Raw genomic sequence first — 20,184 nt, 5'->3', positions numbered from 1 at the left:
GCAGTGGAGGTCGTTGGCTGCGTCAGGCGTTGAAGAAGGTGCTCAGCAGAGTCAGGACGGTGGCGCCCTGCTCGTCCAGGATCCAGTGGTCGGCATTGGGAATGACGGCCGTGGACGTGTTGGTCGCCACGTGCGCCATGTCCTGGCCGACCAGGGTTCCCATGCTGCGCTGGCCGCCGACGCCGAGCACCGGGACGGCCAGCTTGCCGTGCTCGGCGATGAGCTGGTCGACCTTGGGTTCGCCCTCGTCCTGCTGCCGGAAGTACTCGAAACCGGCATGCGTGGTTGCGGGCCGTCCGTACGACGCGAGGTAGCGGTTGACGGCCGCGGGCGCGAGCGCCCCCTTGTAGATCGAGGAGTAGAAGACCCGCGGGTCGCCGTTGACGAGCCGTTCCGCGACGCCGGACTGCGGCCCGTTGATGAACCAGTCCCACCAGAGGTGTCCGGGCTGCTGCTGGACGAGCTTGAGGTAGTCGGCGGTCGGGGGCGCCTCCATGACGGCGAGCCGGCTCACCTCGGACCGGTACTCGGCCGCGTACGCGATCGCGACGTTCCCGCCCCAGTCGTGTCCGGCGACCTGCGCGCTGGTGAAGCCCAGGTGGCGGACGACGGCGTGCACGTCAGTGGCCAGCGTCAACGCCTCGTACGCGTGCGCGTCGGAACGCGCCGGTGCCGAGTCGCCCAAGCCGCGCAGGTCGATCGCGATGACCGTCCGGTGATGTGCCAGCGACGGCATCACACCCGACCAGGCGTACCAGGTCTCTGGCCAGCCATGCAGGAGCACCAGCGCCGGACCGCTCCCACCGACCACGTAGTGAATCCGGATCCCATGGTTGCTCACATAGCCATCGCGGAACCCCGGCAGCGGACCCGGCGCGGTGTGTGGACGATCGGCCGCGGCGGCCCGTCCGGCGGGGGCGGCCAGGACTCCGTTGAGCGTGGCGGCCAGCAGCCCGGCTCCGACGAGCATCCCGGCCAAGGCGTTGCGCCGGCGGCGCGTCAGGACGTTCATGCCGGACCTCCCGGCGACGTTTTGATCATGACATTTCCCTTCGATCGCGACGTCCGGAACCCTCTCCCAGGTCGCTGACCGACCGCGCACCGATCGCTGACCGTCCCGGCCGCGCGAGGCCAACGGGCAGCGCAGATTGTGGCCGAGGATCCGCCTGGTTGACCGCCGCGATGTTCTGGGGTCTCGTCGTTGGGGCTAGGAGTTCTGGGCTGGGAGCGTGGGGGTTTCGGCGGCGGTGCTCCAGAGGGACAGGGTGTGGTCGGGGGCGGCGGTCATGGCGACGGGATGGCCGGCGATCTCGCCGGAGGCGAGCGCGGAGACGACGGCCATGTGGCCCTTGAACGGGCGGCCCGTCCGCTGCAGGGTCGTCAGGTCGAAGGTGAGCACCTGGCCGCCCCGGACGGTGAAGGCGACCGGGCGGCCGCCCGACCGTCCGGTCGCGAGCAGGCCTTCCGCGCGGATGTCGATCGGGTCGCCGATCGGATGGCGGGTGAACAGGTCCCAGGTGTGCAGGGCGTTGTCGAACGCGGCGAGCGCGACCGTCCTGTCTTGGACCCGGTGGAGCGCGACCCGCGGCGGGTCGGCCGGGGCGAGGATCCTGGCACGGCCGGGCGGGGTGAGGGGCTCGCTCACCTGCCGCTGGGCGACCAGGTCCCAGATCCGGACCGTCCAGTCGTCGCCCGCGGTGACGGCGACGGGGAGGCCGTTGAGGTCGCCGGCGGCGACGTCCCGCACCGGCCGCCGGTGTCCCGCGAGCGGCGGGCCGAGCGGGCCGCCGGTCATCAGGTCGAACAGCCGGACGGTCGTGTCGCGGCTGGTGGTGACCGCGATCGGGCGGCCGTCGGGGAGCCGGCTCAGCGCGACGGCGGTGACGGGTTTGGTGTGACCTGTACTGATCTGGCCCACGGGGGTGCCGGAGGCGAGGTCCCACACGTCCAGCGAACCGCCGTTGACGATGACAGCGACCGTCCGGGGCCCGGACGTGTCGAGCGCGAGGGGCGCGACGACCCAGTCCTTCGTCCACCACTCGCCGTAGCGGCCGGTGGGGAGCGGGCGCCCGACCTGGCGGAGGTCGGTGAGGTCCCAGACGCGGGCCGTGTGGTCGAGGGCGACGCTGACCGCGATCGGACGGTCGTGGAGTTCGCCGAAGACGAGCGAGCTGATCCGCGCCGTGTGCCCGGTGTCGATTTGAGCGAGCCGCGTCCCGAACGGGCGGGCCGGTGCCGCTGGGGTGGCGGCCCGCGGAGCTTCCGCTTTGGACGCGACGCTGACGTGCCCTCGTTGTGGGGGCGTACTGGCGAAGGGCCCGCGCTGCGGAACGGGTTGGGCGGCGGGTGACGCTAGGCGTGTGCGGAGTGCTTGGAGGTGGTCGGCCACCTGGGCGGCTGATTCGGGACGGTCCGCGGGAGACTTGGCGAGCAGCCGCCACACCAGGTCGTCCAGTTCGGCGGGTGTCTCGGGACGCAGGGTCCGCAGCCGGGGAGGTTCGGCGGCCAGGTGCTGGCGGACGAGCGCGGCCGGTGTCGGACCGGGGAAGGGCGGACCGCCTGCGAGCAGCGCGTGGAGCGTCGCGCCGAGGGCGTAGAGGTCGCTTCCGCTGCCGGCGGGCTCGCCTTCCCACAGCTCGGGCGCAAGGTACGCCGGGGTGCCCAGCACGCCGCCGGTGACGGTGATCCGGGTGCTGGCCTCGGTGTAGAGGGCGATGCCGAAATCGCAGAGCTTCACGCCGCCGCGGGTGAGCCGCATGATGTTCGCCGGCTTGACGTCCCGGTGGACGATCTTGTTCTCGTGCGCGTACGCCAGCGCGTCCGCCACCTGCGCGACCAGGTCCACGGCGAGGTCGAGGGGCAGGCCGCCGGGCTGTTCCGCGAGCACGGCCGCGAGGTCGCGTCCGTCCAGCAGCTCCATGACGAAGTACGGCGACCCGTCGTGCTCGCCGACGTCGTGCACGACGGTGATGCCGGGATGCTGCAGCACCGCCGCCGTGCGCGCCTCAAGGCGCAGCCGCGCCTGGAGACCCGGGTCCGGGCCCGGTCCGGCGAGGACGATCTTCACCGCGACCGGGCGGCCGAGCGCCTCGTCCGTCCCGGCCCACACCTCGCCCATCCCGCCGCGCCCGAGCCGCCGTTCCAGGCGGTACTTGCCGCCGAGCACCGTGCCGATGTCCACCGCGTCCTCCATACAGACACCGCTATCTGCCAGTGCCCGGAGGGATCCTCTCAGGGCCCGGGGTCGAGGATGAAGCCTTGCGCGGGATCGGCGCGGTCACAGCCGTTCCAGTTGGCGGAATGTGGCGTTACTGCATCAAGATCACCGGATCCAAGGCCGACGGCCCTTACTCCTACACCGTCGACTACTCGCTCAACGGCACCGAGGAGAAGATGATCAAGCCGATCGGCCGCAGCGGCGGCGTGAAGGACATCCGCATCGCCCTCCTCGACGCCTGACCCGCCCATCCAGCAGATGATCTCCCGCTCGTCCGCGCCCCGCGGGGGCGTTCAGCGGCCGGTCGATGACTTGCGGAAATCATTAATTGCCTATACTCGCAACTCATAGCGGAGTCAGGTGAGCGGCGGTGCCGGCGAGGGCGGCCCGCCGACCTGGCCGACCGGGAGGTGGACTCAGTGGGACGCGGTCGCGCCAAGGCCAAGCAGACGAAGGTCGCACGGCGGCTGAAGTACGAGAGCGGCGGCACCGACCTCGACCGGCTGCGGCGGGAACTGGGCCTCGGCCACGCCGCCGCCCGCGCCGCCGATCCCGACCACGGTCCGGACGACCGGCACGTCCCGCCAGGAGCGGACACGTGACTGCGTTCCGGGACTTCCTTCGCAAACGGCTGGCCGAGGAGTACCGCGCGTTGCAGGCCGCCCGCGACTCCTCCGACGATCACGGCGTGCTGACCCACACCTTCCACGTCGAGGAGCTGCGGCGGCTGGCCTTCATCAACGGCATCGACGTCGGGCCCGACGTCCCCGTGGACGAGCCCGACCCCTCCGACGACCGGCCCGGGACCGAGCCGGGGGCATGATGACCGCCACCCGCCGGGGCTCGACCGCGGCGTGAGGGCCGGCCGGGAGCGGACTACCCTTGATCGGCATGACCGACGCGCAGGTGGAACGCACGATTGAAGCCGAGTTCAAGATCGTCGAGTTCGAGGAGAAGGTGTACGAGGAGCCCGTCGACGGCCCGAAGCTGACCCGGGTCACGATCCGGAAGCGCTACCAGGGAGCGATCGACGGCACGGGCGTCACCGAGGTGCTCACGGCACAGGGCGCGGCGGGCGGCGGCTACGTGGCCTCCGAACGCATCGAAGGCACGCTCGACGGCCGCCACGGCACGTTCGTCATCCAGCACCACGGGCTTGCCGACGGGGACGTCCAGAGCAGCGACGGTCACATCGTCCCCAACTCCGGAACCGGAGAGCTCGCCGGGATCTCAGGCCGTGCGATGGAACGCCGGTTCCAGGTGCTCACCCTGATCTACACCTTGTGAGGATCCTTCAGACGCCGAGGAGGTCGGTGAGGTCGTCGGCGTGGTCCTCCTCCTCGGCGAGGATGTCCTCCATGATCCGGCGGGTGGTGGGGTCGGCGGCGCCGAGCCAGCGGATGATGTCCTGGTAGGACTGGATGACGATCCGCTCGGCGAAGAGGTTCTCCTTGAGCATCTTCTTGAGGTCGTTGTCGTCGAACGTCGCGTACGTGGTGTGCGAGCGCCGGGCGAGCGTTTCGGGGTTGAAATCGGGATCGCCGCCGAGCTGGCTGATGCGTTCGGCGGCGCGCATGGCGTGGTCGCGTTCCTCTTTGGCATGCTCGTGGAATTCCGCGGCGACCTGGGCGCGGTCGATCCCGGTGCAGGCGATGGCGTTCTGGGAGTAGCGCATCCAGCACACCAGCTCGGTCGCGAGGACGTCGTTCAGGATCTCGATGACCCTCTGGACGTCGCCGCCGTAGGTGGGTGTGACCGGCCCGTCCTCCATCTTGGCGCGGGCCCGCTCGCGGATCACCGCGACGTCGATGCTGAAGTCGCTTTCGGACATGCTCGCTCCTCTGATCAGCGGATATACCGCTCCACTACCCAGCGCCCCCACATGATCACCTCCGTTCCGCGCACGAGTTCCGGCGCCCGCGTCCGCGCCGGCCCGCGCCGCTGCCGCCTCTGTTCCTTTCGGCGGCACTCGTCCCGCTCGGGCTGTCAAGGTGGGGGTTTGGGAGATTGGCCACAGGTTTGTTATTTGTTCGATTGGGGCTGGTGGGGGTTATTGGCGCGGAAACGGCCGATCATGGCCACTTGCGGGTCGGCGCGTTTTCTTGACAGCAATTCCCGGCTGCTGCGAAAGTCGCTCGTCCCCGTTGGGGATCTTGGTTCGACAACCGCATGGAGGCAGCAGATGGGACAGCAGCACCGGGGCTCCGTGGCAGGTCTGAAGCGGACGCTGGCCGTGGTCGGGGCCGTGGCCGTCGTGGGGGTCGCCGGCAACATGGCGACGGCGGAGGCGGCGACGCCCGCAGGGTCCACGGTCCTGGGCAAGGCCAACGTCGACTTCTCCACCCGCTCGCTGGCGCGCGGGACGCGGGTCATCCACTGCGAGATCCGGTTCATCGGCGACCACGGCGGCATCCCGCACAAGTCCGGGCACGTGCACGGCACCATCAACGTCCGCACCGGCGTGACGTGCACCCAGCCGCTCCGGATGATCCGCGGCAAGGTGGGCCTGTTCAGCAACCGCGGAAGCAAGATCAAGGCGTTCGGCAGCACCGGGGCGCGCACCGCCAAGGGCAACGCCGCGCTCGTCTGCCGGACCGGCAGGTACCACGGCGAGGCGGTCGCCACGCTGTACGCGCCGGCCGGCTACTCGCCGAGCGTCGCCACCGTCGGCAAGCGCACCGCGACGGTCTCGATCCACTGCTGAGCAGGGTCAGCGGTTGATCTCGTCGCTGTCGGCCCACACCGGGTCGGTCACCTGCACAGGGACGGCCTCCAGGCGCTCATCGGCCATGATCTCGGCGATGAGCGCCGCGGTCCCCCCGAGGTAGGTGGAGTCCAGATCAGTTTCCGTCGTCACGCACCACGCCCGGTCATCGGGCCAGAACAGGTTGGGTGACTGCGGGAGCAGCGGCGTCGCGAGGTCGCCGGCAGCGTCCAGAGGGCCTTCGAGCAGGAGGTATGTCCGTTCGGGCAACTCCACTCGGGGGCCCTCGGCCATTTCCGGCGCGAGCGCCTCGGGCTCCTCGGCCATCTCCGGCGCGAGCGGCTCCGGCTCCTCCGCTGTGAACGTGGCGGACGATTCCGTGTCGGCGGGTTCGTGCCCGTCCGCAACGCAGAACCAGCAGCGCCCGGCCGCCGTGGTGTGCCGGACGAGGATGTCGCACAGCGCGGCCAGCAGCGGCGGAGCCAGCGTCCCCGGGTCGGGCTCCTCCACCCACGGCCGTCCGGCGGCGCCCTCGCGCGGGACGGGCCCGGCCAGCGCCTGGAACTGCACCCGCGGATGCACCACGCCGCCCGACCACGCGGCCACCTGCGCCCACGTCACCGGACTCCGGTCGGCCGCATAAGCGGGGTGCAGGATCCGCGCGTACGCCTCGAACCCGTGCGGCACGAGCCCGCCGACCCCGGACCCGAACGGCCCGACCCCGGCGACCACCCAGTCCGCCGCCCCGACCGCGCCGCACACAGTGAGCCTCGACCCCCGAGCCGTCACAGCGGACCTCCGATCACCACAATCCCCCGGCCTTGGCACAGTACGGCATCACGGGAGAACGCAAGCGGGCACCGAGCCGTCCACTGCGATTTCAGGGGCTTCGGGTGCATTGAGCCGGGTGGGGTTCCGGGGTACGTTCAGGCGGCGGTGAACCTGCCGCGGACCGTCGGGCGCGGACGGGGGCAGCATGGGCTTCGCTGGAGCACGCAGGGTGGTCATCGTCGGGGCGGGCCTCGCCGGCACCGCCACCGCCGTCCGGTTATTACAGTTCGCCCGCGAGCCGCTGCAGGTCACGGTCGTCGAGCGGCGGCCCGAGTACCGCAGCGCCGGGGTGGCCTACCACCGGGCGGGCAACCACTGGCACCACGTCTTCAACATCCAGGCGGGCCGGATGTCGATGTTCCGGGAGGACGTGGACGACTTCGTTGACTGGGCCAACCACCACGCCGACCGGACCGGCTGGCCCCCGGAGTGGAGCGGCGTCGCCTTCACCGAATCCGGACCGGCGCCGCGCCGCCTCTACGCCGACTACCTCGCCGTCCGGTTGGCCGAGGCCGCGCGCGAGGCGGCGTCCGGGGTGACGCTGGACGAGGTCGACGGCGAAGTGGTCGATTTGGCAGTCGGGGATGAATGCGTGGATGTCGTCCTCGACGCCGTCGGGCCGGGCAGCGGTGGGGACGAGTACGGGCGGACGACGATTCGGGCCGACCACGTCGTCCTGGCGACAGGTCTGGAGGAACGGGACCTTCCGTTCGCGGCGGGTGTGCGCGACCACCCCGCGTTCGTCCGGCGGCCGTACTCGGCGGAGGGCGTCGAGCAGATCCTCACGCTGCGGAAGGACGCCGAGGTCGCCATCGTCGGGACGCTGCTGAGCGCCTACGACTCGGCCTCGCTACTCCTGCGGCACGGCCATACCGGGACGATCCACATGATCTCCCGCTCGGGCCTGACGCTGCGCACGTATCCGGCGAACCACCGGCACCGCGTCCTCACGCTGGCCGAGCCGCAACTGCACGCGGACGGCTACGAAGGCGTGGACGCGCTGGTCCGGCGCCTCATGGCCGAGTGGGAGCGGGTGTGCGCCGGTGTCGCCCGCACGCATCCCGACGTCGCGCCCGCGGTGGTGGCCGAGCACGTCGCCAAGTCCTGGGAGGCGCACCTGCCCGCCTTCCTGGCGCGCGTCCCGTCCACCGACCTCCGCGCCCTGCTGGACGGGTACGGCAGCCTGCTCGCCACGCTGCGGGTGGGGGCCGTCCCCTACATCACCGAGGTCGTCGGCCCGGCGCTGGACGACGGCGGGCAGGTCGTCCTCACCACCGGGAAGGTCGAGGAGATCGTCCCCGCTTCGTCCGGCACGCTGCGCCTGACGGTGGCCACCGCCTCCGGGACCGCGCGGACGATCGAGGCGGACTTGGTGATCTCCAACTTCGGCCGGGAGACCGACTACGAACGCGTCGGCTCGCCGCTGTGGGCCGGGCTGGTACGCGGCGGGACCGCCGTGCCGCACCGGCGCACCGGACGCGGCGTGGAGGTGGACGAGCGCGGCGTCCTGCTCGGCCCGGACGGCTCGCGCCGCGAACCGGTCTCGGTGGTCGGCGGCCCCCGCGAGGGGGACGAGATCGTGCGGTACGGCCGGATCGGCGCGTTCGCGTTCAACCTCGCCGCGATCAAGAACCATTCGGTGGGTGTCGCCGCGACCGTGCTGCACCGGCTGGAGTCCTGCTTCGACGAGCCGTCCGGCTCGATGGACGCGGTGGACGCAGTGGACGCAGTGGACGCGAAGGGCTCGCGGGTGCGCGAGGCGTTCGACCGCGCGGTTGGTGCCGATGTGCACCGGATGGCCGCTCGACGGCGGCGCGACCGCGAGGCTCTCGCGGCCCGGCTGGAGGAGCGGCTCCAGGAGCTCCGGCGCGTCCTGGCCCCCGATGACGAGCCCGCGATGAGCGTCCGCGCGCTGCGTTACGCCGTCAACAAGGCCGCGCTGGCGCGCCTCAATGACCTGTCGGTGACGCCCCGGGACCTGCGCGCGCAGCTCGGTCTCGATGGGACGCCGGAAACGCGATAGGCATTCGAGAAGGTGCGCAACCGCCTTCACCGACGTCACTCTCTAATCATGGTCCGCCCGACCGGGATGGGGAGAGAGGACGCCTTTGAACGCTCGCGAGATTCCGGGGGTCGTGCTCGTCGGTTCGCATCGGCGCGCCGTTCGGGGCACCTGCAATCGCACCGGGAAACCGGGCGACGGCGCCGTCCTGGTGGCTGAAACGCTCGGTCCCGAACGGTACGACGCCATCGTTTCCAGTTCCGCGGTGATCTGCGCGAAAGGCGGCCGGACGGGCCATATGCAATCGCTCTGCCGGTCGCGCGGAATCCCCGTCCTCCGGGTCGATCCGTCCGAACTGGACGCGCTCGTCGGCGAGGTCACCGTTCTCCTCGACCGCGAATCGGTCGTCCTCGGTGCAGTGGATTCCGGCGCAGGACGGCCTGATGCCCCGGCCGCCGCCCTCGGCGCCGTCGAGTCGATCTGCGTGGTGATCGCCGACGCGGCCGACGTCCGCTCGACGAACGCCCTCACGCCACGCGTCCGGCAGGCGGACTCGTTCTTCATCCGCGAGGAGTTCCTCTGCTTCGCCGCCGGGCTCAGCCCGATCGACGCGCTCCGCGCGGACGCCGCCGAGGCCGAGCGCTACGGCGCCGCGGTGGCCGCGGAGCTGTGCGCGATGGCGGCGGAGCTCCGTCCCGGCCAGCGCCTGGTGATGCGCCTGCTCGACCTGCGCTCCGACGACGCCGTCAGGATCACGACCGGCGTGCGCCTGGACGCCGAGCCCAACCCCGAGCTCGGCCGCCACGGCGCGCGCTGGCTGCTGCACGAACCGCGCTACCCGGACGCCTTCCGGGCGCTGCGCCGGCGCGTCCGCGAGCAGCTCGGCGCGGACGCGGACCGGGTGGACTTCGCCGTCCCGTTCATCAACGACCCGGACGAGTTCCGGCGGCTCCGGCGGCACCTGGGCCTTTCTGCCGGGACCGCGCTCGGCGTGTTCGTCGAGACGCCCGCCGCCGTCCATTCGTCCGCCGGGTTCTGCGCCGCCGGGGCGGGCGAGCTGTTCATCGGCACCAAGGACCTGACGCAGTTCTACCTCGCCGCCGACCGGGGCAACCACCTGGTCTCCGCCGCCTACCAGACCCGGCATCCGGCGGTGCTGGCCGCGCTGCGCCAGGCGATCGAGGCCGGCGACGCCGCCGGAGTCCCGGTGCACGTGTTCTCCCTCGGCGCCGACCTGGACCACTACCTGCGCCACCTGCCGGCGCGCGCCCTCATGATGTGCACCGCCGAACTCCACCACCTCGTCCCCCGCACAGCCGCCTGACGCGCCGGGGCGCAGTTCCGGGATCTCGGACGAAGGTCCTTGCGGGTTGCGCCCTTCGGCCCTTCGGTGGCTCGGGGCGGACGGGTGTTATGGAGGCGCCCTTGGGCGTCGAGCCGTCCGGCGGGTCGGGGCCCGATTCTGCGAGAGAAGGACGTGCCCTATGAACGGTTCGGGCTCCCCTGACATCCTCGGCCGATCCGCCTGCATGCGCCTGCTGGAGACCGTCGTGGTCGGACGCGTCGCCTGGGCCACCGGCGACGGCCGCGCGCTGGTGCTGCCGGTGAACTTCTTCCTGGACGGCGAAACCGTCGTGTTCCGCTCGTCCCCCGGCGACAAGCTGGACGCGGCGCGCGGCCACGGCGAGCTCTCCTTCGAGGCGGACGACGCCGAACCCGCCCTGCGCACCGGCTGGAGCGTCCTGGTCCACGGACCCGCCGAGATCGTCACCGACGCGGCCGAAGCCGCGCGCCTGACCGAGCGCTCCCCGGCGTCCTGGCTGGACCTGCCGCACGCCTCGTTCGTCCGGATCGTGCCGCGCGAGATCACCGGCCGCCGCCTGCCCCTGCACCTCGGCGGCGTCTCGATCGTCCGCCAGGGCCCCTGGCGCCCGCCGGACCTCTGAGCACCGCCGCTCGGCCCGCAGCCCCGTCACCTGGTCGAGGTGCTGGCTGTGGGGTCGTGAACAATCTGACAACAGGGAGGTGAGGAAACGGGGGGTCGGCGGGGGTTGGTTGTGGTTAGGCTCGCGCCTTCACAACGAAGGGTGTGGGCACTCATGAAACGCGTGACGCTCGTGGCGGGCGGGGCGGGGGCTTGTACGGTGCTGGCCGGGGTGACGGCGGTGGCGCTGTCCACTTCGGCCTCGTCCAACGCTTCGCCGTCGTCGGATTCGGTGGCTGCCTTGGGGACGTCGGCGACGTTCAAGGCGCAGCGGGTGACCGGGCCGCCGCCTCCGCCGCCGGGGAAGGGCATCGACCACAACGTCGTGGCGCTCGGGTCGGTGCGGCTGGCGATGTCGGCCAAGCAGACCGGCTATGTGGTGTCGGCGTTGCGGGCGAACAAGGCCACCGTGCGGACGCTCGTGGACAACGAGGTTCGCTGCACGTGGCCGGGCGGCGGCAAGAACATGGTGATGGGCCAGAACCTGTACGCGGGGACGGGGCAGAACCCGCAGTGGGAGGACGCCTGGATCGTCACCAAGTTCCTGGTGCACCCCGGTAAGGCCACGACCGCCACGTGCACCACGTACGCGCGGGTCGCCTCGATCTATCCCAAGACCTCGGCGGTCCAGATCGTGGGCGGGTCGCTGAAGTTCGCGAGCAGGTCGGTCATCAACGGCGCCAACGGCCAGCCGATGGCCTCCGAGATGCCCTACGGCGACCTGCCCGTGGACGCCAGGCACCGGACGCTGCGGCAGCCCGCGCTGGGGAAGACCGCCGCGCCGTCCAGCGTCCGCGAGCTCAACCTGTTCGGCGACGTGGACTTCCAGGTGTGCGAGCGCAACGACAAGCACTGCGACAAGAACGGCTCGACCACCGCCAAGTTCACCCTGATCGTGAACCAGTGGAACAAGGCCGGTACCAAGCCCTGCCGGACCAGCGCCGCCAAGAGCGTCACCAAGACGGTCCCGTACTGGGTGCACCACTACGTGGTCCCGCTGTACACGCCGCACTTCAAGGTGTCCAAGGCCGCGGGCTGCGCCCCGGTCTTCAACGCCTACGTGCGGGTCGACTGGGTGCGCGGCCAGACCAGCGCGGTCCAGGGCACCGCCGTCGGCCTGCCTGACTTCCGCAAGTCGGCCAGGACGCACCGCTCGGCGATGAGCCACCTCTACATCGTCCCGGCCTGACGTGTGTCCGGGAGCGCAGTTGCGCTGTGGTGCCGCAACTGCGCTCCTTCAGGACCGGTCCGCTAGGGAGCGGGCCAGAGCGGCTCCGGTGGCCATGGCCGCCGCGCTGGCGAAGACGGCGGCGGTGGTCGGCGGCGCGGGCGGGGTCGTGGTCGTAGACGCAGGACCATTCCGGGTGGTCCGCCTGGACGGGCGAGTGCATCGAGTCGCCGAACGCGATCAGGCGGGTCCCGCCGCCGGTGATGACGAACTCGGCGTGTCCCGCGGTGTGCCCGGAGGTGATCCGGACCTGCACGCCGGGGAAGATCTCCTGCCCGTCGGACACCGTCCGGACGCGCCGGGCCAGCGCGGCGAGGGCCTCCTTGGGCGTGCCCGCGGCCTCCAGCGCCGCACGCTGCGCCCATTCCGGTTCGGCCACCAGGTACTCGGCCCGGGCGAAGACGGGAAGGCCGGTGTCCGGGGAGGTCTGGGGTACCCAGCCAAGGTGGTCGAGGTGCAGGTGGCTGAAGGCAACCGCCTCGATCTGCTCCGGCCTGCGGCCGAGCTTGGCGAGGTTGTCGAGCAGCGCGCCTCCGCGCATGGCGCCGTTCGGCGTTTCCGGGTCGGCCGCAACCGAGTGCGGGCCGAATCCCGCGTCGATCAGCAGCGCGCGGTCACCGTGCTCCACCAGGAGGCCGCCGACGCTCGCCACCAGGTGGCCGGACTCGTCCAGGTACTCCGGATGGGCCGTCCAGAAGGCGTCGGTGCTGTCCGGGAGCCAGGCGCCCGGACGGCCCTGGATCGCCCCGTCCGGGACGAAGGTCACCGTCGTCCCGCCCAGCCGCACCGAGCCGGTCCGTCCCGGGCGCCGCAGCCGTTCGTCCAGGTCGGCCGTCACGTTCACCATGGATCCCACTCCTCGATCGTCGGGCCGCCGCCGGGCCTGGCGGGCGGCGGTGGGACGACCATAAGCATCAAGTTAGAATTATTCAAGTTGCAGTTATTCTGACTTGATGGACTTGCTACGATGGGCCCATGACGACGCAGCCGGACGCGCAGGCCATCGCCGAGCGGGAACTGTGCGGGCTGGTGACCGGCCTGGCCCACCAGATCGCCGACCACGTGCGGCAGCGGGCCGTGGCGCTCGGGCTCACCGCGGCGCAGGCGACCGCGCTGCGGGAGATGACCGGGCCGATGACGATGCGTGAGCTCGCCGAGCGCATGAGCTGCGAGCCGTCCAACGCCACCTTCGTCATCGACAAGCTGGAGAAGCAGGGCCTGGTCGAGCGCCGCGCGCACCCCACCGACCGGCGCGCCAAGCACCTTTTCCTCACCGCCGAGGGCGGCGCCCTCCGCGACCGGCTCCTCGAACTCCTCGCGCAGGAGTCGCCCCTCGCCGGACTCAGCCTGGAGCAGCAGCGCACCCTGCAAGACCTGCTGGTCAGGACCGTCCCCCGGCGGTAGCCCGACTCGCTCGGGGTGACCCGGCGGGGCGTCTCGGCAGAGCGCCGCTACGATCGCAAACGCCCCCTCAGCGGGGGCTGGAATCTTCGTGCGTCCCGGCATCCGGGGCCCTTCACCAGGACGGAACAGCGTGGACATCGGGACCCGGGACGACGTCACTCCGCAGCCGGTACCGGGCGGTGTCCAGCCGAAAAGGCCGGAGAAGCTGCTCCTGCGCGCGCTCGCGGGAGAGCGGACCGAGCGGCCGCCGGTCTGGCTGATGCGGCAGGCGGGACGGTACCTGCCCGAGTACCACCGCGTCCGCGAGGCCGCCGGGGGCATGGTCGGGCTGTGCACGACGCCCGAGCACGCCGTCGAGGTGACCCTGCAGCCGATCCGCCGCTTCCCGCTCGACGCCGCCATCGTCTTCGCCGACCTCCCGCAGGTCGCCGCCGCGCTCGGCCAGACCCTGGACTACCTGCCCGGTGAGGGGCCGGTGCTGGCGCCGCCGGTCCGGTCGTCCGCCGACATCGCCGAGTTCCTGAGCGTCTCGCGCCTGCACGAGGAGCTGGCCCCGATCTACGAGACCGTCCGGCAGTTGGCCCGCGCCCTGCCGGACGAGACGGCACTGGTCGGCTACGCCGGCGCGCCCTGGACGATCGCCACCTACATGGTCGAAGGACGCGGCGGAGGCGCCACCGAGCACGCGGTCGTCAAGCAGTGGGCGCTGAGCGACCCGGACGGGTTCCAGCCGCTGATCGACCTGCTCACGACGGCGATCATCCAGTTCCTCGGCCGCCAGATCGAGGCGGGCGCCGAGGCCGTCCAGCTGTTCGACACCTGGGCCGGGGTCCTTCCCGGGCCGCTGTTCGAGCGCTGGTGCGTCCGGCCGGTCGCCGCCATCGTCGCGGCGCTGAAGGCGCAGTACCCCGATGTCCCAGTCATCGCGTTCCCGCGGGGCGCCGGGCTCGGGTACGACGGTTTCGCCGAGGTCACCGGCGCCGCCTGCATCGGCCTGGACGCCACCGTCCCCGTCGAATGGGCCGCGCGGAAACTCCAGGGTGAGCTGGGACGCTGCGTGCAGGGCAACCTCGACCCGCAACTGTTGGTCGCCGGCGGCCCCGCCCTCCACGCCGAGACGGAACGCATCCTGCGCGCGCTGAGCGGCGGCCCGTTCGTGTTCAACCTCGGCCACGGCATCGTCAAGACGACGCCGCCCGAGCACGTCGCCGCCCTGGTCGAGCAGGTGCGCGGGTGGACGTCGCCCGAGCCGTCCGGCCGGTCGGCGTAGCCGAAGGGAACGCTCAGCGGCCGTCTCAGCCTTCCGGGAGGGTTCGGGGCAGGCCGAAGCGCGCCATGACATTGCTGGTGAAGCCGGTGAGGGCGGCGATGCGGTCGCCGTCGGGGGTGACGACCAGCAGGGCGTAGGCGCGGTAGACCTCGGCATGGGGGTCCGCCAGGTAGACGCCCACGGCGGGCTGCCCGTTCGCGCGGGTGGGGACCACGCGGTAGGCGCGGCCCGGACGGAACGTGGCGGCGGCGAAGAAGCGCTGCGCCGACTCGACGCCGCGGTACTCCAGCATCGCCGGGGGCATGGAGATCCGCACGTCGCTGACGAGCAGGTCGATCAGGGCGTCCAGGTCGGCGCGCTCCAAAGCATCGGTGAGCCGGGCGACGAGCCGTTGCTCGGCGGCGTTGTCGGGCCGGCATGCGCGGTTCCCGCCGGAGTCGGCGAGGTGCTTGTCGACGGTGGCGCGGGCGCGCTTGAGGGCGCTTTGCACCGATTCCTGGGTGGCGTCGAGCATCCGCGCGACCTCGGTGGCGCGGTAGCCCAGGACGTCCCGCAGCACCAGGACGGCGCGCTGCCGCGGCGGCAGGAGCTGCAGCGCGGTGATGAAGGCCAGGGAGATGGCCTCGGTGGTCTCGTAGCGGGCCTCCGGTCCGGGACGCTGGTCGACGAGGTGGTCGAGCAGAACGTCCGGGTAGGGCTCCAGCCAGGGCGGCGCATCGCCGACGCCATTGGGCTCGGGCAGGACGGCGTCGGGCGGCGGGGCGGCGACAGTACGCGGGCGGCGTCCGTCGGCGCGCAGCATGCTCAGGCACCGGTTCGTGGCGATCTGGTACAGCCAGGTCCGGAGCGAGGACCGCAGGCCGAAGTCGCCGAGGTTACGCCACGCGGACACGAGCGTCTCCTGGAGTGCGTCCTCGGCGTCCTGCATCGATCCCAGGATGCGGTAGCAGTGCACCTGCAGCTCGCGGGAGTGGGCCTGGACCAGGTCGCCGAACGCGTCCTGGTCGCCCGCCCGGGCCCGGGCGACCAGGTCCGTCGTGTCCTTCGCCGTCGGCATGCATCCTCGCCCTTCGTCGTTCGGCTCGTCCGACGATGTAGACGCCGGAGGACGCGCGGATTGGGCGGTTTCGCAGCGCCCAATCCGCGCGGACGGCGGCGTCTACCCGTTTGGAGGCGCTCCCGGCCGGGACGCGCCCCGGACACAGACGGGACCACACCATGACCCAGTACGTCTTCTCCTTCCGCGTCCCCGCCGACTACGCGCCCGACGCCGGGACGACCGCCGAGTGGCAGGCCTGGTTCGGCGGCCTGGGCTCGTCCCTGGTGGACATCGGCAACGCGGTGACCGAGTACGCCTCGGTCGGCGAGGTCGGCGGCAGCGGCTCGCGGATGATCGCCTACTCGGTGGTCTCCGCCGCGGACCTGGACGCGGCGCTCGCGCTGGCCAAGGACTGCCCGGCGATGCGCGTCGGCGGCGGTGTCGAGGTCGGCCCGGTGATGCAGGTCCCGGGCCGTGACTGACGCGACGCGACCGATCCACGAATCCGTGTAGCCGGACTCAGCGACATCCCGGGGCGAAGCCGTCCCGGGATGTCGCTCCGCCGCCTCGGTTCCGGTGTCAGCCGGGCAGGCGCTCGATGGTCACGCTGAGCTGCTTCATGAGCGGCTGGGCGCTCTGGGCGCTGCGGTCGCTGATGCCGATCAGCTCGTTGAGCTCGGGCATGTAGCCCGCGGCGACCCCGGCGGGCATGTCGTGCGCGACCGCGAGGAAGCCCCGCAGCGTCCGCTCGGTGCCGTCCTTGGCGAACGCGGTGATGGCCGTCGGCGCGAACTGGTCCAGGCCGCGGGCGGCCATGTCGCCGGGGTTCATGAACACCAGCGTCCGCAGGTTGGAGATGCCGCGGTAGCGGTCGTTGTCGCTGTAGATCGTGGTGTTCCACTGGTCGTGCGAACGCATCGCGCCCAGCACGAGCCGCCCGTCCGCCGGGACGACGTCGGGCAGCGCCGCGCGGGAGAACTCGGCGCGTCCGGACGGCGTGAGGAAGACCAGCTCGCGCGCGGGCTGCTTGAGGCGGAACCCCATCGGCAGGCGGACGCGCCGGTTGAAGTCCTCGAAGCCGACCAGGGCCTTGGCCATGGTGTCGCGGATCCGGTCGTAGTCCTCGGTGTACCACTGCCAGGGCGTGGTGGACTCCGGCAGCGCGGCGCGGGCCAGCCCCGCGATGATCGCCGGCTCGGAGCGCAGCTGCGGCGACGCCGGTGGCCGGTTGCCCTGCGACAGGTGCACCATCGACATGCCGTCCTCGACCGAGATGCGCTGCTTGCCGTTCTTCTGCATATCGGTCTCGGTCCGGCCGAGGCAGGGCAGGATCAGCGCGTCCCGGCCGTGGACGAGGTGGCTGCGGTTCAGCTTGGTGCTGACCTGGACGGTCAGGCCGACCTTGCGCAGCCCGGCGTGGGTGTAGCGGGGGTCGGGCGCCGAGCGCGCGAAGTTGCCGCCCATGCTGAGGAACACCCGGATATCGCCGCGGTGCATCGCCTCGATCGTCCCGACCGTGTCCAGGCCGGGCTCGCGCGGCGGGTCGATGCCGCAGACCTCGGCGAGCCGGTCCAGGAACTCCGGCGTCGGGGCGTTGTCGATGCCGCAGGTGCGGTTGCCCTGGACGTTGCTGTGGCCGCGGTTCGGCGCGGGCCCGGCGCCCTCGCGGCCGATGTTGCCGCGCAGCAGCAGCACGTTGACGATCTCGCGGATCGTGTCGACGGCGTGCTCGTGCTGGTTGACGCCCAGCCCCCAGGTGATGATCGTCCGGTCGGCGTCGCGGTAGATCCCGGCCGCCTTCAGGATGGCCGGCCTGCCGACGCCGGACTGCCGGACGATCTCGTCCCACGAGGTCTGCTCGACCACCGCGCGGTACTCCTCGAACCCGGTGGTGTAGCGCTCCAGGAACTGCCGGTCGATCGCGTGCTCGTCGGTCGCGGCCCGTTCCAGCGTGGCCTTGGCGATGCCGCGCATCAGGGCCATGTCGCCGGCCGCGCGCGGCTGGATGTTGAGCGTGCTGGTCCCGGTGGCGTGGAAGGTGCCCATCGCGACGAAGTCGTGCGGGATGATCGTCCGCGTCGCGCCCGCCTCGACCAGCGGGTTGATGTGGACGATCTGCTTCCCGCCCCGGTGCAGTTGCGCCAGCGTCGTCAGCATGCGCGGCGCGTTGGACGCGGCGTTGATGCCCAGCACGAACACCGCGTCCGCGCTCTCCCAGTCCTTCAGGTCGACGGTGCCCTTGCCCGTGCCGAGCGACGCGTGCAGCGCCCGCGACCCCGCCTCGGTGCACATGTTCGCGCAGTCCGGCTGATTGTTGGTACCGATCTCGCGGCTCATCAGCTGGAGGAGGAACGACGCCTCGTTGCCCAATCGCCCCGAGGTGTAGAACACCGACTGGTCGGGATGCTCCATGGCGCGAATGGCCTCGCCGAATTTCTGGAACGCGTCGTCCCAGGAGATCGGCACGTAGCGGTCGGTGGCGCGGTCATAGACCATCGGCTCGGTCAGGCGGCCCTGGTCTTCCAGGGCGTAGTCCGGCCATTCCGAAAGCTCGCTGACGGTGTGCCGGGCGAAGAAGTCGCGGGTGACGCGCTTTCCGGTCATCTCCCACGCGGTGTGCTTGATGCCGTTCTCGCACAGGTCCAGGGTGAGGTCCTTGGTGTCGGGCCAGGCGCAGCCGGGGCAGTCGAACCCGCCGTCCTCGTGGTTCATCTTGAACATCTCGCGAGCGCCGCGCAGCACCTCGCGCTCGGTGAACAGCACCTTCGAGACCGCCATCGCCGCGCCCCAGCCCGCAGCCGGATGCGTGTACGGCTCCGAGGTCGGCCGCCCTTTCGGCGGCGCGCCGACCGGCGGAAGCGGCCGCGTTTCCGCGTCCGTTTCCCGCTGCCGGATTCCGGTGTCGTTCTCGTGCCGCTGTTCCTGCTCGTCCGTTGCCACGAAGGTCCCGTCCTCCGTCCATTCCCGCCCCAACCGGCGATTCCTGGATGCCTACCCGCTCCAGCCCCACACCCCCTCCCCCGGCACGAAAAGAAACCACCAATCCGTTCGCGGGCGGGCGCTCAGGCCGGGCTGACGAGAGCGCGCTCCCAGTGCTGGGTGTCGGCGTACTCGCGCATCGCCGCGATCTTTCCGCCGCGGACGATGAAGACCCCGATGTTGTGCTGGTCGTAGGGGCGGCCCGTCCGGCGACCGGTGGCCCAGGAGTCCCACTCGACCAGGACCTGCTCGCCCTCGCCGAAGACGTTGGTCACCTTCAGGCCGATCTCCTCGGCCGGGTCGAGGTGGGCGAAGGCGGTCGCCAGGAACCCGTCGATCACCTGCTCGCGCCCTTGCCAGGTGCCCGAGATCGGCAGGTCGCCGCCGTACCAGGCGGACCCGTCCTCGGCCCAGCAGTCCTTGATCGCCTCCTGGTCTCCGTCGGCGAGGGCGGCGAAGTAGCGGAGGACGAGCTCCCTGGGCGTCTCGGTGGTCATGATGCCGTCTCCCTTGCGGTCTGTGCGGATGCCGGCTCCGTGTCGGCACGGGACAAGTTCACCGCGCAAGACGCCGGCGACCAAGGAGCACTCCGCTCCTATACTCATCACCAATCGTGATGAATCGGGGGCGGTGGCGGTGGAGCTGCGGCAGGTGCGCTACTTCCTGGCCGTCGCTGAGGAGCTGCATTTCGGACGCGCCGCCGAACGGCTCCGGATCGTCCAGCCGACGGTCAGCCAGCAGGTCCGCCGGCTCGAACGCGAGCTCGGCGTGACCCTGTTCGACCGGACGACCCGGGCCGTGACGCTGACCGCCGCCGGGCACGCCTTCCTCCCGCACGCCCGCGCCATGCTGGACGCCGAGGCGGCCGCGGTCGAGGCGATGGCGGCCCTGCGCGGCGAACGGCGATCGGCGCTGCGGCTCGGCACGAACGTCGGGCTGGGCGTCCGGCTGGACGCGGTCCTGACCGCGCTGGCCGAACGAGCGCCGGAGGTGGCCGTCGAGCTGGTCAGCGCGCCGCCGGCCGCCCGCCTGAACCAGGTCCGGGACCGCCATCTCGACGCCGCGTTCATCCGGGGCGCCGACCGCTCCCCCGGCCTGGAGCTGCTGCCCGTCTGGAACGATGACCTGGTCGCCGCCCTGCCCGTCCGCCACCCGCTCGCCGCGCAGCAGCGCATCAGCCTGCGCGACCTGGCCGAACTGCCGCTGCGCATCGTCCCGCGCGCGGACAATCCCCACCTGGTCGACACGCTCGTCGAAGCCTGCCGCACCGCCGGGTTCGAGCCGCGGCCGGGCCCGCCGTTCACCACCGACCAGGACACCCTCGCCGCGATCGCCACCGGCCCTCCGAGCTGGACGGTCTACTACGCGTCCCAGGCGGCGATCCAAACGGCGCCCCGCGTGGTGTTCCGTCCTCTGGCCGATCCGACGCCGTCGCTCCAGACTTATCTGGCCGTCCGCCCCGACCCGCCCTCGCCGCAGCTGACGGCGCTGCTCGACGCCTGCGCCGCCAGCGCCTCCTAGCCCGT

The 20,184-nt window shown here is 71.6% G+C and carries 20 protein-coding genes; 12 read left to right on the top strand and 8 right to left on the bottom strand.

The window, feature by feature from the left end; all coding sequences use genetic code 11:
• Positions 1–22: 22 nt before the first annotated feature.
• Both FHU30_RS33470 and FHU30_RS33465 read right to left on the bottom strand, forming a co-directional pair.
• Positions 23–1,012 (bottom strand): alpha/beta fold hydrolase, encoded by a 990-nt coding sequence (locus tag FHU30_RS33470; protein WP_253881428.1) that lies wholly within the window; start codon positions 1,010–1,012, stop codon positions 23–25.
• 195 nt (positions 1,013–1,207) lie between these two features.
• Entirely contained in the window at positions 1,208–3,193 is a 1,986-nt protein-coding gene (locus FHU30_RS33465; protein ID WP_253881426.1) for a WD40 repeat domain-containing serine/threonine protein kinase, read from the bottom strand.
• A gap of 107 nt (positions 3,194–3,300) precedes the next feature.
• Here FHU30_RS33465 and FHU30_RS33460 point away from each other — a divergent pair, with 107 nt between their 5' ends.
• The 4 genes from FHU30_RS33460 (at position 3,301) to FHU30_RS33445 (ending at position 4,504) form a co-directional block, all read left to right on the top strand.
• On the top strand, positions 3,301–3,459 hold the full coding sequence (locus FHU30_RS33460) for a hypothetical protein (RefSeq protein WP_253881424.1): 159 nt from the start codon (positions 3,301–3,303) through the stop codon (positions 3,457–3,459).
• A 177-nt stretch (positions 3,460–3,636) separates the two neighbouring features.
• Complete coding sequence (locus FHU30_RS33455) at positions 3,637–3,819, top strand: DUF3073 domain-containing protein (protein WP_253881422.1); 183 nt, start codon at positions 3,637–3,639, stop codon at positions 3,817–3,819.
• Positions 3,816–4,040 (top strand): hypothetical protein, encoded by a 225-nt coding sequence (locus FHU30_RS33450; RefSeq protein ID WP_253881420.1) that lies wholly within the window; start codon positions 3,816–3,818, stop codon positions 4,038–4,040. The genes FHU30_RS33455 and FHU30_RS33450 overlap by 4 nt, the downstream gene beginning before the upstream one ends.
• 68 nt (positions 4,041–4,108) lie before the next feature.
• Entirely contained in the window at positions 4,109–4,504 is a 396-nt protein-coding gene (locus tag FHU30_RS33445) for a DUF3224 domain-containing protein (RefSeq protein ID WP_253881418.1), read from the top strand.
• Between the two features lie 7 nt (positions 4,505–4,511).
• Here the strand turns inward: FHU30_RS33445 and FHU30_RS33440 are convergent, their stop codons facing one another.
• Entirely contained in the window at positions 4,512–5,048 is a 537-nt protein-coding gene (locus tag FHU30_RS33440) for a ferritin-like domain-containing protein (protein ID WP_253881417.1), read from the bottom strand.
• Between the two features lie 351 nt (positions 5,049–5,399).
• Between FHU30_RS33440 and FHU30_RS33435 the strand changes: the two genes are divergently transcribed.
• Positions 5,400–5,921 (top strand): hypothetical protein, encoded by a 522-nt coding sequence (locus FHU30_RS33435; protein WP_253881415.1) that lies wholly within the window; start codon positions 5,400–5,402, stop codon positions 5,919–5,921.
• 6 nt (positions 5,922–5,927) lie between these two features.
• On the opposite strand, the gene FHU30_RS33430 is transcribed toward FHU30_RS33435, so the two are convergent.
• Positions 5,928–6,710, bottom strand: coding sequence for a hypothetical protein (locus tag FHU30_RS33430; protein ID WP_253881413.1), 783 nt, complete (start codon positions 6,708–6,710; stop codon positions 5,928–5,930).
• Between the two features lie 187 nt (positions 6,711–6,897).
• On the opposite strand from FHU30_RS33430, the gene FHU30_RS33425 reads away from it, so the two are divergent.
• The 3 genes from FHU30_RS33425 to FHU30_RS33415 all read left to right on the top strand — a co-directional run bounded on the left by FHU30_RS33425 (position 6,898) and on the right by FHU30_RS33415 (position 10,700).
• Entirely contained in the window at positions 6,898–8,775 is a 1,878-nt protein-coding gene (locus tag FHU30_RS33425) for an FAD/NAD(P)-binding protein (protein ID WP_253881412.1), read from the top strand.
• 112 nt (positions 8,776–8,887) lie between these two features.
• A complete protein-coding gene (locus FHU30_RS33420; RefSeq protein WP_308211450.1) occupies positions 8,888–10,078 on the top strand; it encodes a putative PEP-binding protein in 1,191 nt (396 codons plus the stop codon).
• Between the two features lie 160 nt (positions 10,079–10,238).
• Positions 10,239–10,700, top strand: a complete 462-nt coding sequence (locus tag FHU30_RS33415; RefSeq protein ID WP_253881408.1) for a pyridoxamine 5'-phosphate oxidase family protein — start codon at positions 10,239–10,241, stop codon at positions 10,698–10,700.
• Positions 10,701–11,787: 1,087 nt separating this feature from the next.
• On the opposite strand, the gene FHU30_RS33410 is transcribed toward FHU30_RS33415, so the two are convergent.
• Entirely contained in the window at positions 11,788–12,813 is a 1,026-nt protein-coding gene (locus FHU30_RS33410) for an MBL fold metallo-hydrolase (protein WP_253881406.1), read from the bottom strand.
• A 128-nt stretch (positions 12,814–12,941) separates the two neighbouring features.
• Here FHU30_RS33410 and FHU30_RS33405 point away from each other — a divergent pair, with 128 nt between their 5' ends.
• Positions 12,942–13,370, top strand: coding sequence for a MarR family winged helix-turn-helix transcriptional regulator (locus FHU30_RS33405; protein ID WP_253881405.1), 429 nt, complete (start codon positions 12,942–12,944; stop codon positions 13,368–13,370).
• A gap of 130 nt (positions 13,371–13,500) precedes the next feature.
• Positions 13,501–14,640 carry a uroporphyrinogen decarboxylase gene (gene hemE, locus FHU30_RS33400; protein WP_253881403.1) on the top strand — a complete coding sequence of 380 codons (1,140 nt, stop codon included), beginning with the start codon at positions 13,501–13,503 and terminating at the stop codon, positions 14,638–14,640.
• Positions 14,641–14,665: 25 nt separating this feature from the next.
• Here the strand turns inward: hemE and FHU30_RS33395 are convergent, their stop codons facing one another.
• Positions 14,666–15,697, bottom strand: coding sequence for an RNA polymerase subunit sigma-70 (locus FHU30_RS33395; protein WP_253881402.1), 1,032 nt, complete (start codon positions 15,695–15,697; stop codon positions 14,666–14,668).
• A gap of 161 nt (positions 15,698–15,858) precedes the next feature.
• Here FHU30_RS33395 and FHU30_RS33390 point away from each other — a divergent pair, with 161 nt between their 5' ends.
• Complete coding sequence (locus tag FHU30_RS33390; protein WP_253881400.1) at positions 15,859–16,161, top strand: hypothetical protein; 303 nt, start codon at positions 15,859–15,861, stop codon at positions 16,159–16,161.
• Positions 16,162–16,258: 97 nt separating this feature from the next.
• On the opposite strand, the gene FHU30_RS33385 is transcribed toward FHU30_RS33390, so the two are convergent.
• Complete coding sequence (locus tag FHU30_RS33385; RefSeq protein ID WP_253881399.1) at positions 16,259–18,619, bottom strand: FdhF/YdeP family oxidoreductase; 2,361 nt, start codon at positions 18,617–18,619, stop codon at positions 16,259–16,261.
• A gap of 122 nt (positions 18,620–18,741) precedes the next feature.
• Positions 18,742–19,155 carry a nuclear transport factor 2 family protein gene (locus FHU30_RS33380; protein WP_253881396.1) on the bottom strand — a complete coding sequence of 138 codons (414 nt, stop codon included), beginning with the start codon at positions 19,153–19,155 and terminating at the stop codon, positions 18,742–18,744.
• 133 nt (positions 19,156–19,288) lie between these two features.
• Between FHU30_RS33380 and FHU30_RS33375 the strand changes: the two genes are divergently transcribed.
• A complete protein-coding gene (locus FHU30_RS33375; RefSeq protein ID WP_253881394.1) occupies positions 19,289–20,179 on the top strand; it encodes a LysR family transcriptional regulator in 891 nt (296 codons plus the stop codon).
• Positions 20,180–20,184: the final 5 nt, after the last annotated feature.

Origin of the sequence: Actinomadura rupiterrae, from assembly GCF_024172125.1 — a bacterium.
In the GTDB taxonomy this organism is placed as follows: Bacteria; Actinomycetota; Actinomycetes; order Streptosporangiales; family Streptosporangiaceae; genus Spirillospora; species Spirillospora rupiterrae.
The sequence above is the reverse complement of the archived record's forward strand: the minus strand, read 5'-3'. Positions and strand labels throughout refer to the sequence as shown.

What these genes read in the sequence shown, in the direction of transcription:
- FHU30_RS33440 (WP_253881417.1), bottom strand. Translation starts at nt 5,048, where the DNA reads ATGTCCGAAAGCGACTTCAGCATCGACGTCGCGGTGATCCGCGAGCGG.
- FHU30_RS33390 (WP_253881400.1), top strand. Translation starts at nt 15,859, where the DNA reads ATGACCCAGTACGTCTTCTCCTTCCGCGTCCCCGCCGACTACGCGCCC.
- FHU30_RS33405 (WP_253881405.1), top strand. Translation starts at nt 12,942, where the DNA reads ATGACGACGCAGCCGGACGCGCAGGCCATCGCCGAGCGGGAACTGTGC.
- FHU30_RS33465 (WP_253881426.1), bottom strand. Translation starts at nt 3,193, where the DNA reads ATGGAGGACGCGGTGGACATCGGCACGGTGCTCGGCGGCAAGTACCGC.
- FHU30_RS33460 (WP_253881424.1), top strand. Translation starts at nt 3,301, where the DNA reads ATGTGGCGTTACTGCATCAAGATCACCGGATCCAAGGCCGACGGCCCT.
- FHU30_RS33445 (WP_253881418.1), top strand. Translation starts at nt 4,109, where the DNA reads ATGACCGACGCGCAGGTGGAACGCACGATTGAAGCCGAGTTCAAGATC.
- FHU30_RS33415 (WP_253881408.1), top strand. Translation starts at nt 10,239, where the DNA reads ATGAACGGTTCGGGCTCCCCTGACATCCTCGGCCGATCCGCCTGCATG.
- FHU30_RS33425 (WP_253881412.1), top strand. Translation starts at nt 6,898, where the DNA reads ATGGGCTTCGCTGGAGCACGCAGGGTGGTCATCGTCGGGGCGGGCCTC.
- FHU30_RS33410 (WP_253881406.1), bottom strand. Translation starts at nt 12,813, where the DNA reads ATGGTGAACGTGACGGCCGACCTGGACGAACGGCTGCGGCGCCCGGGA.
- FHU30_RS33435 (WP_253881415.1), top strand. Translation starts at nt 5,400, where the DNA reads ATGGGACAGCAGCACCGGGGCTCCGTGGCAGGTCTGAAGCGGACGCTG.
- FHU30_RS33395 (WP_253881402.1), bottom strand. Translation starts at nt 15,697, where the DNA reads ATGCCGACGGCGAAGGACACGACGGACCTGGTCGCCCGGGCCCGGGCG.
- FHU30_RS33470 (WP_253881428.1), bottom strand. Translation starts at nt 1,012, where the DNA reads ATGAACGTCCTGACGCGCCGCCGGCGCAACGCCTTGGCCGGGATGCTC.
- FHU30_RS33380 (WP_253881396.1), bottom strand. Translation starts at nt 19,155, where the DNA reads ATGACCACCGAGACGCCCAGGGAGCTCGTCCTCCGCTACTTCGCCGCC.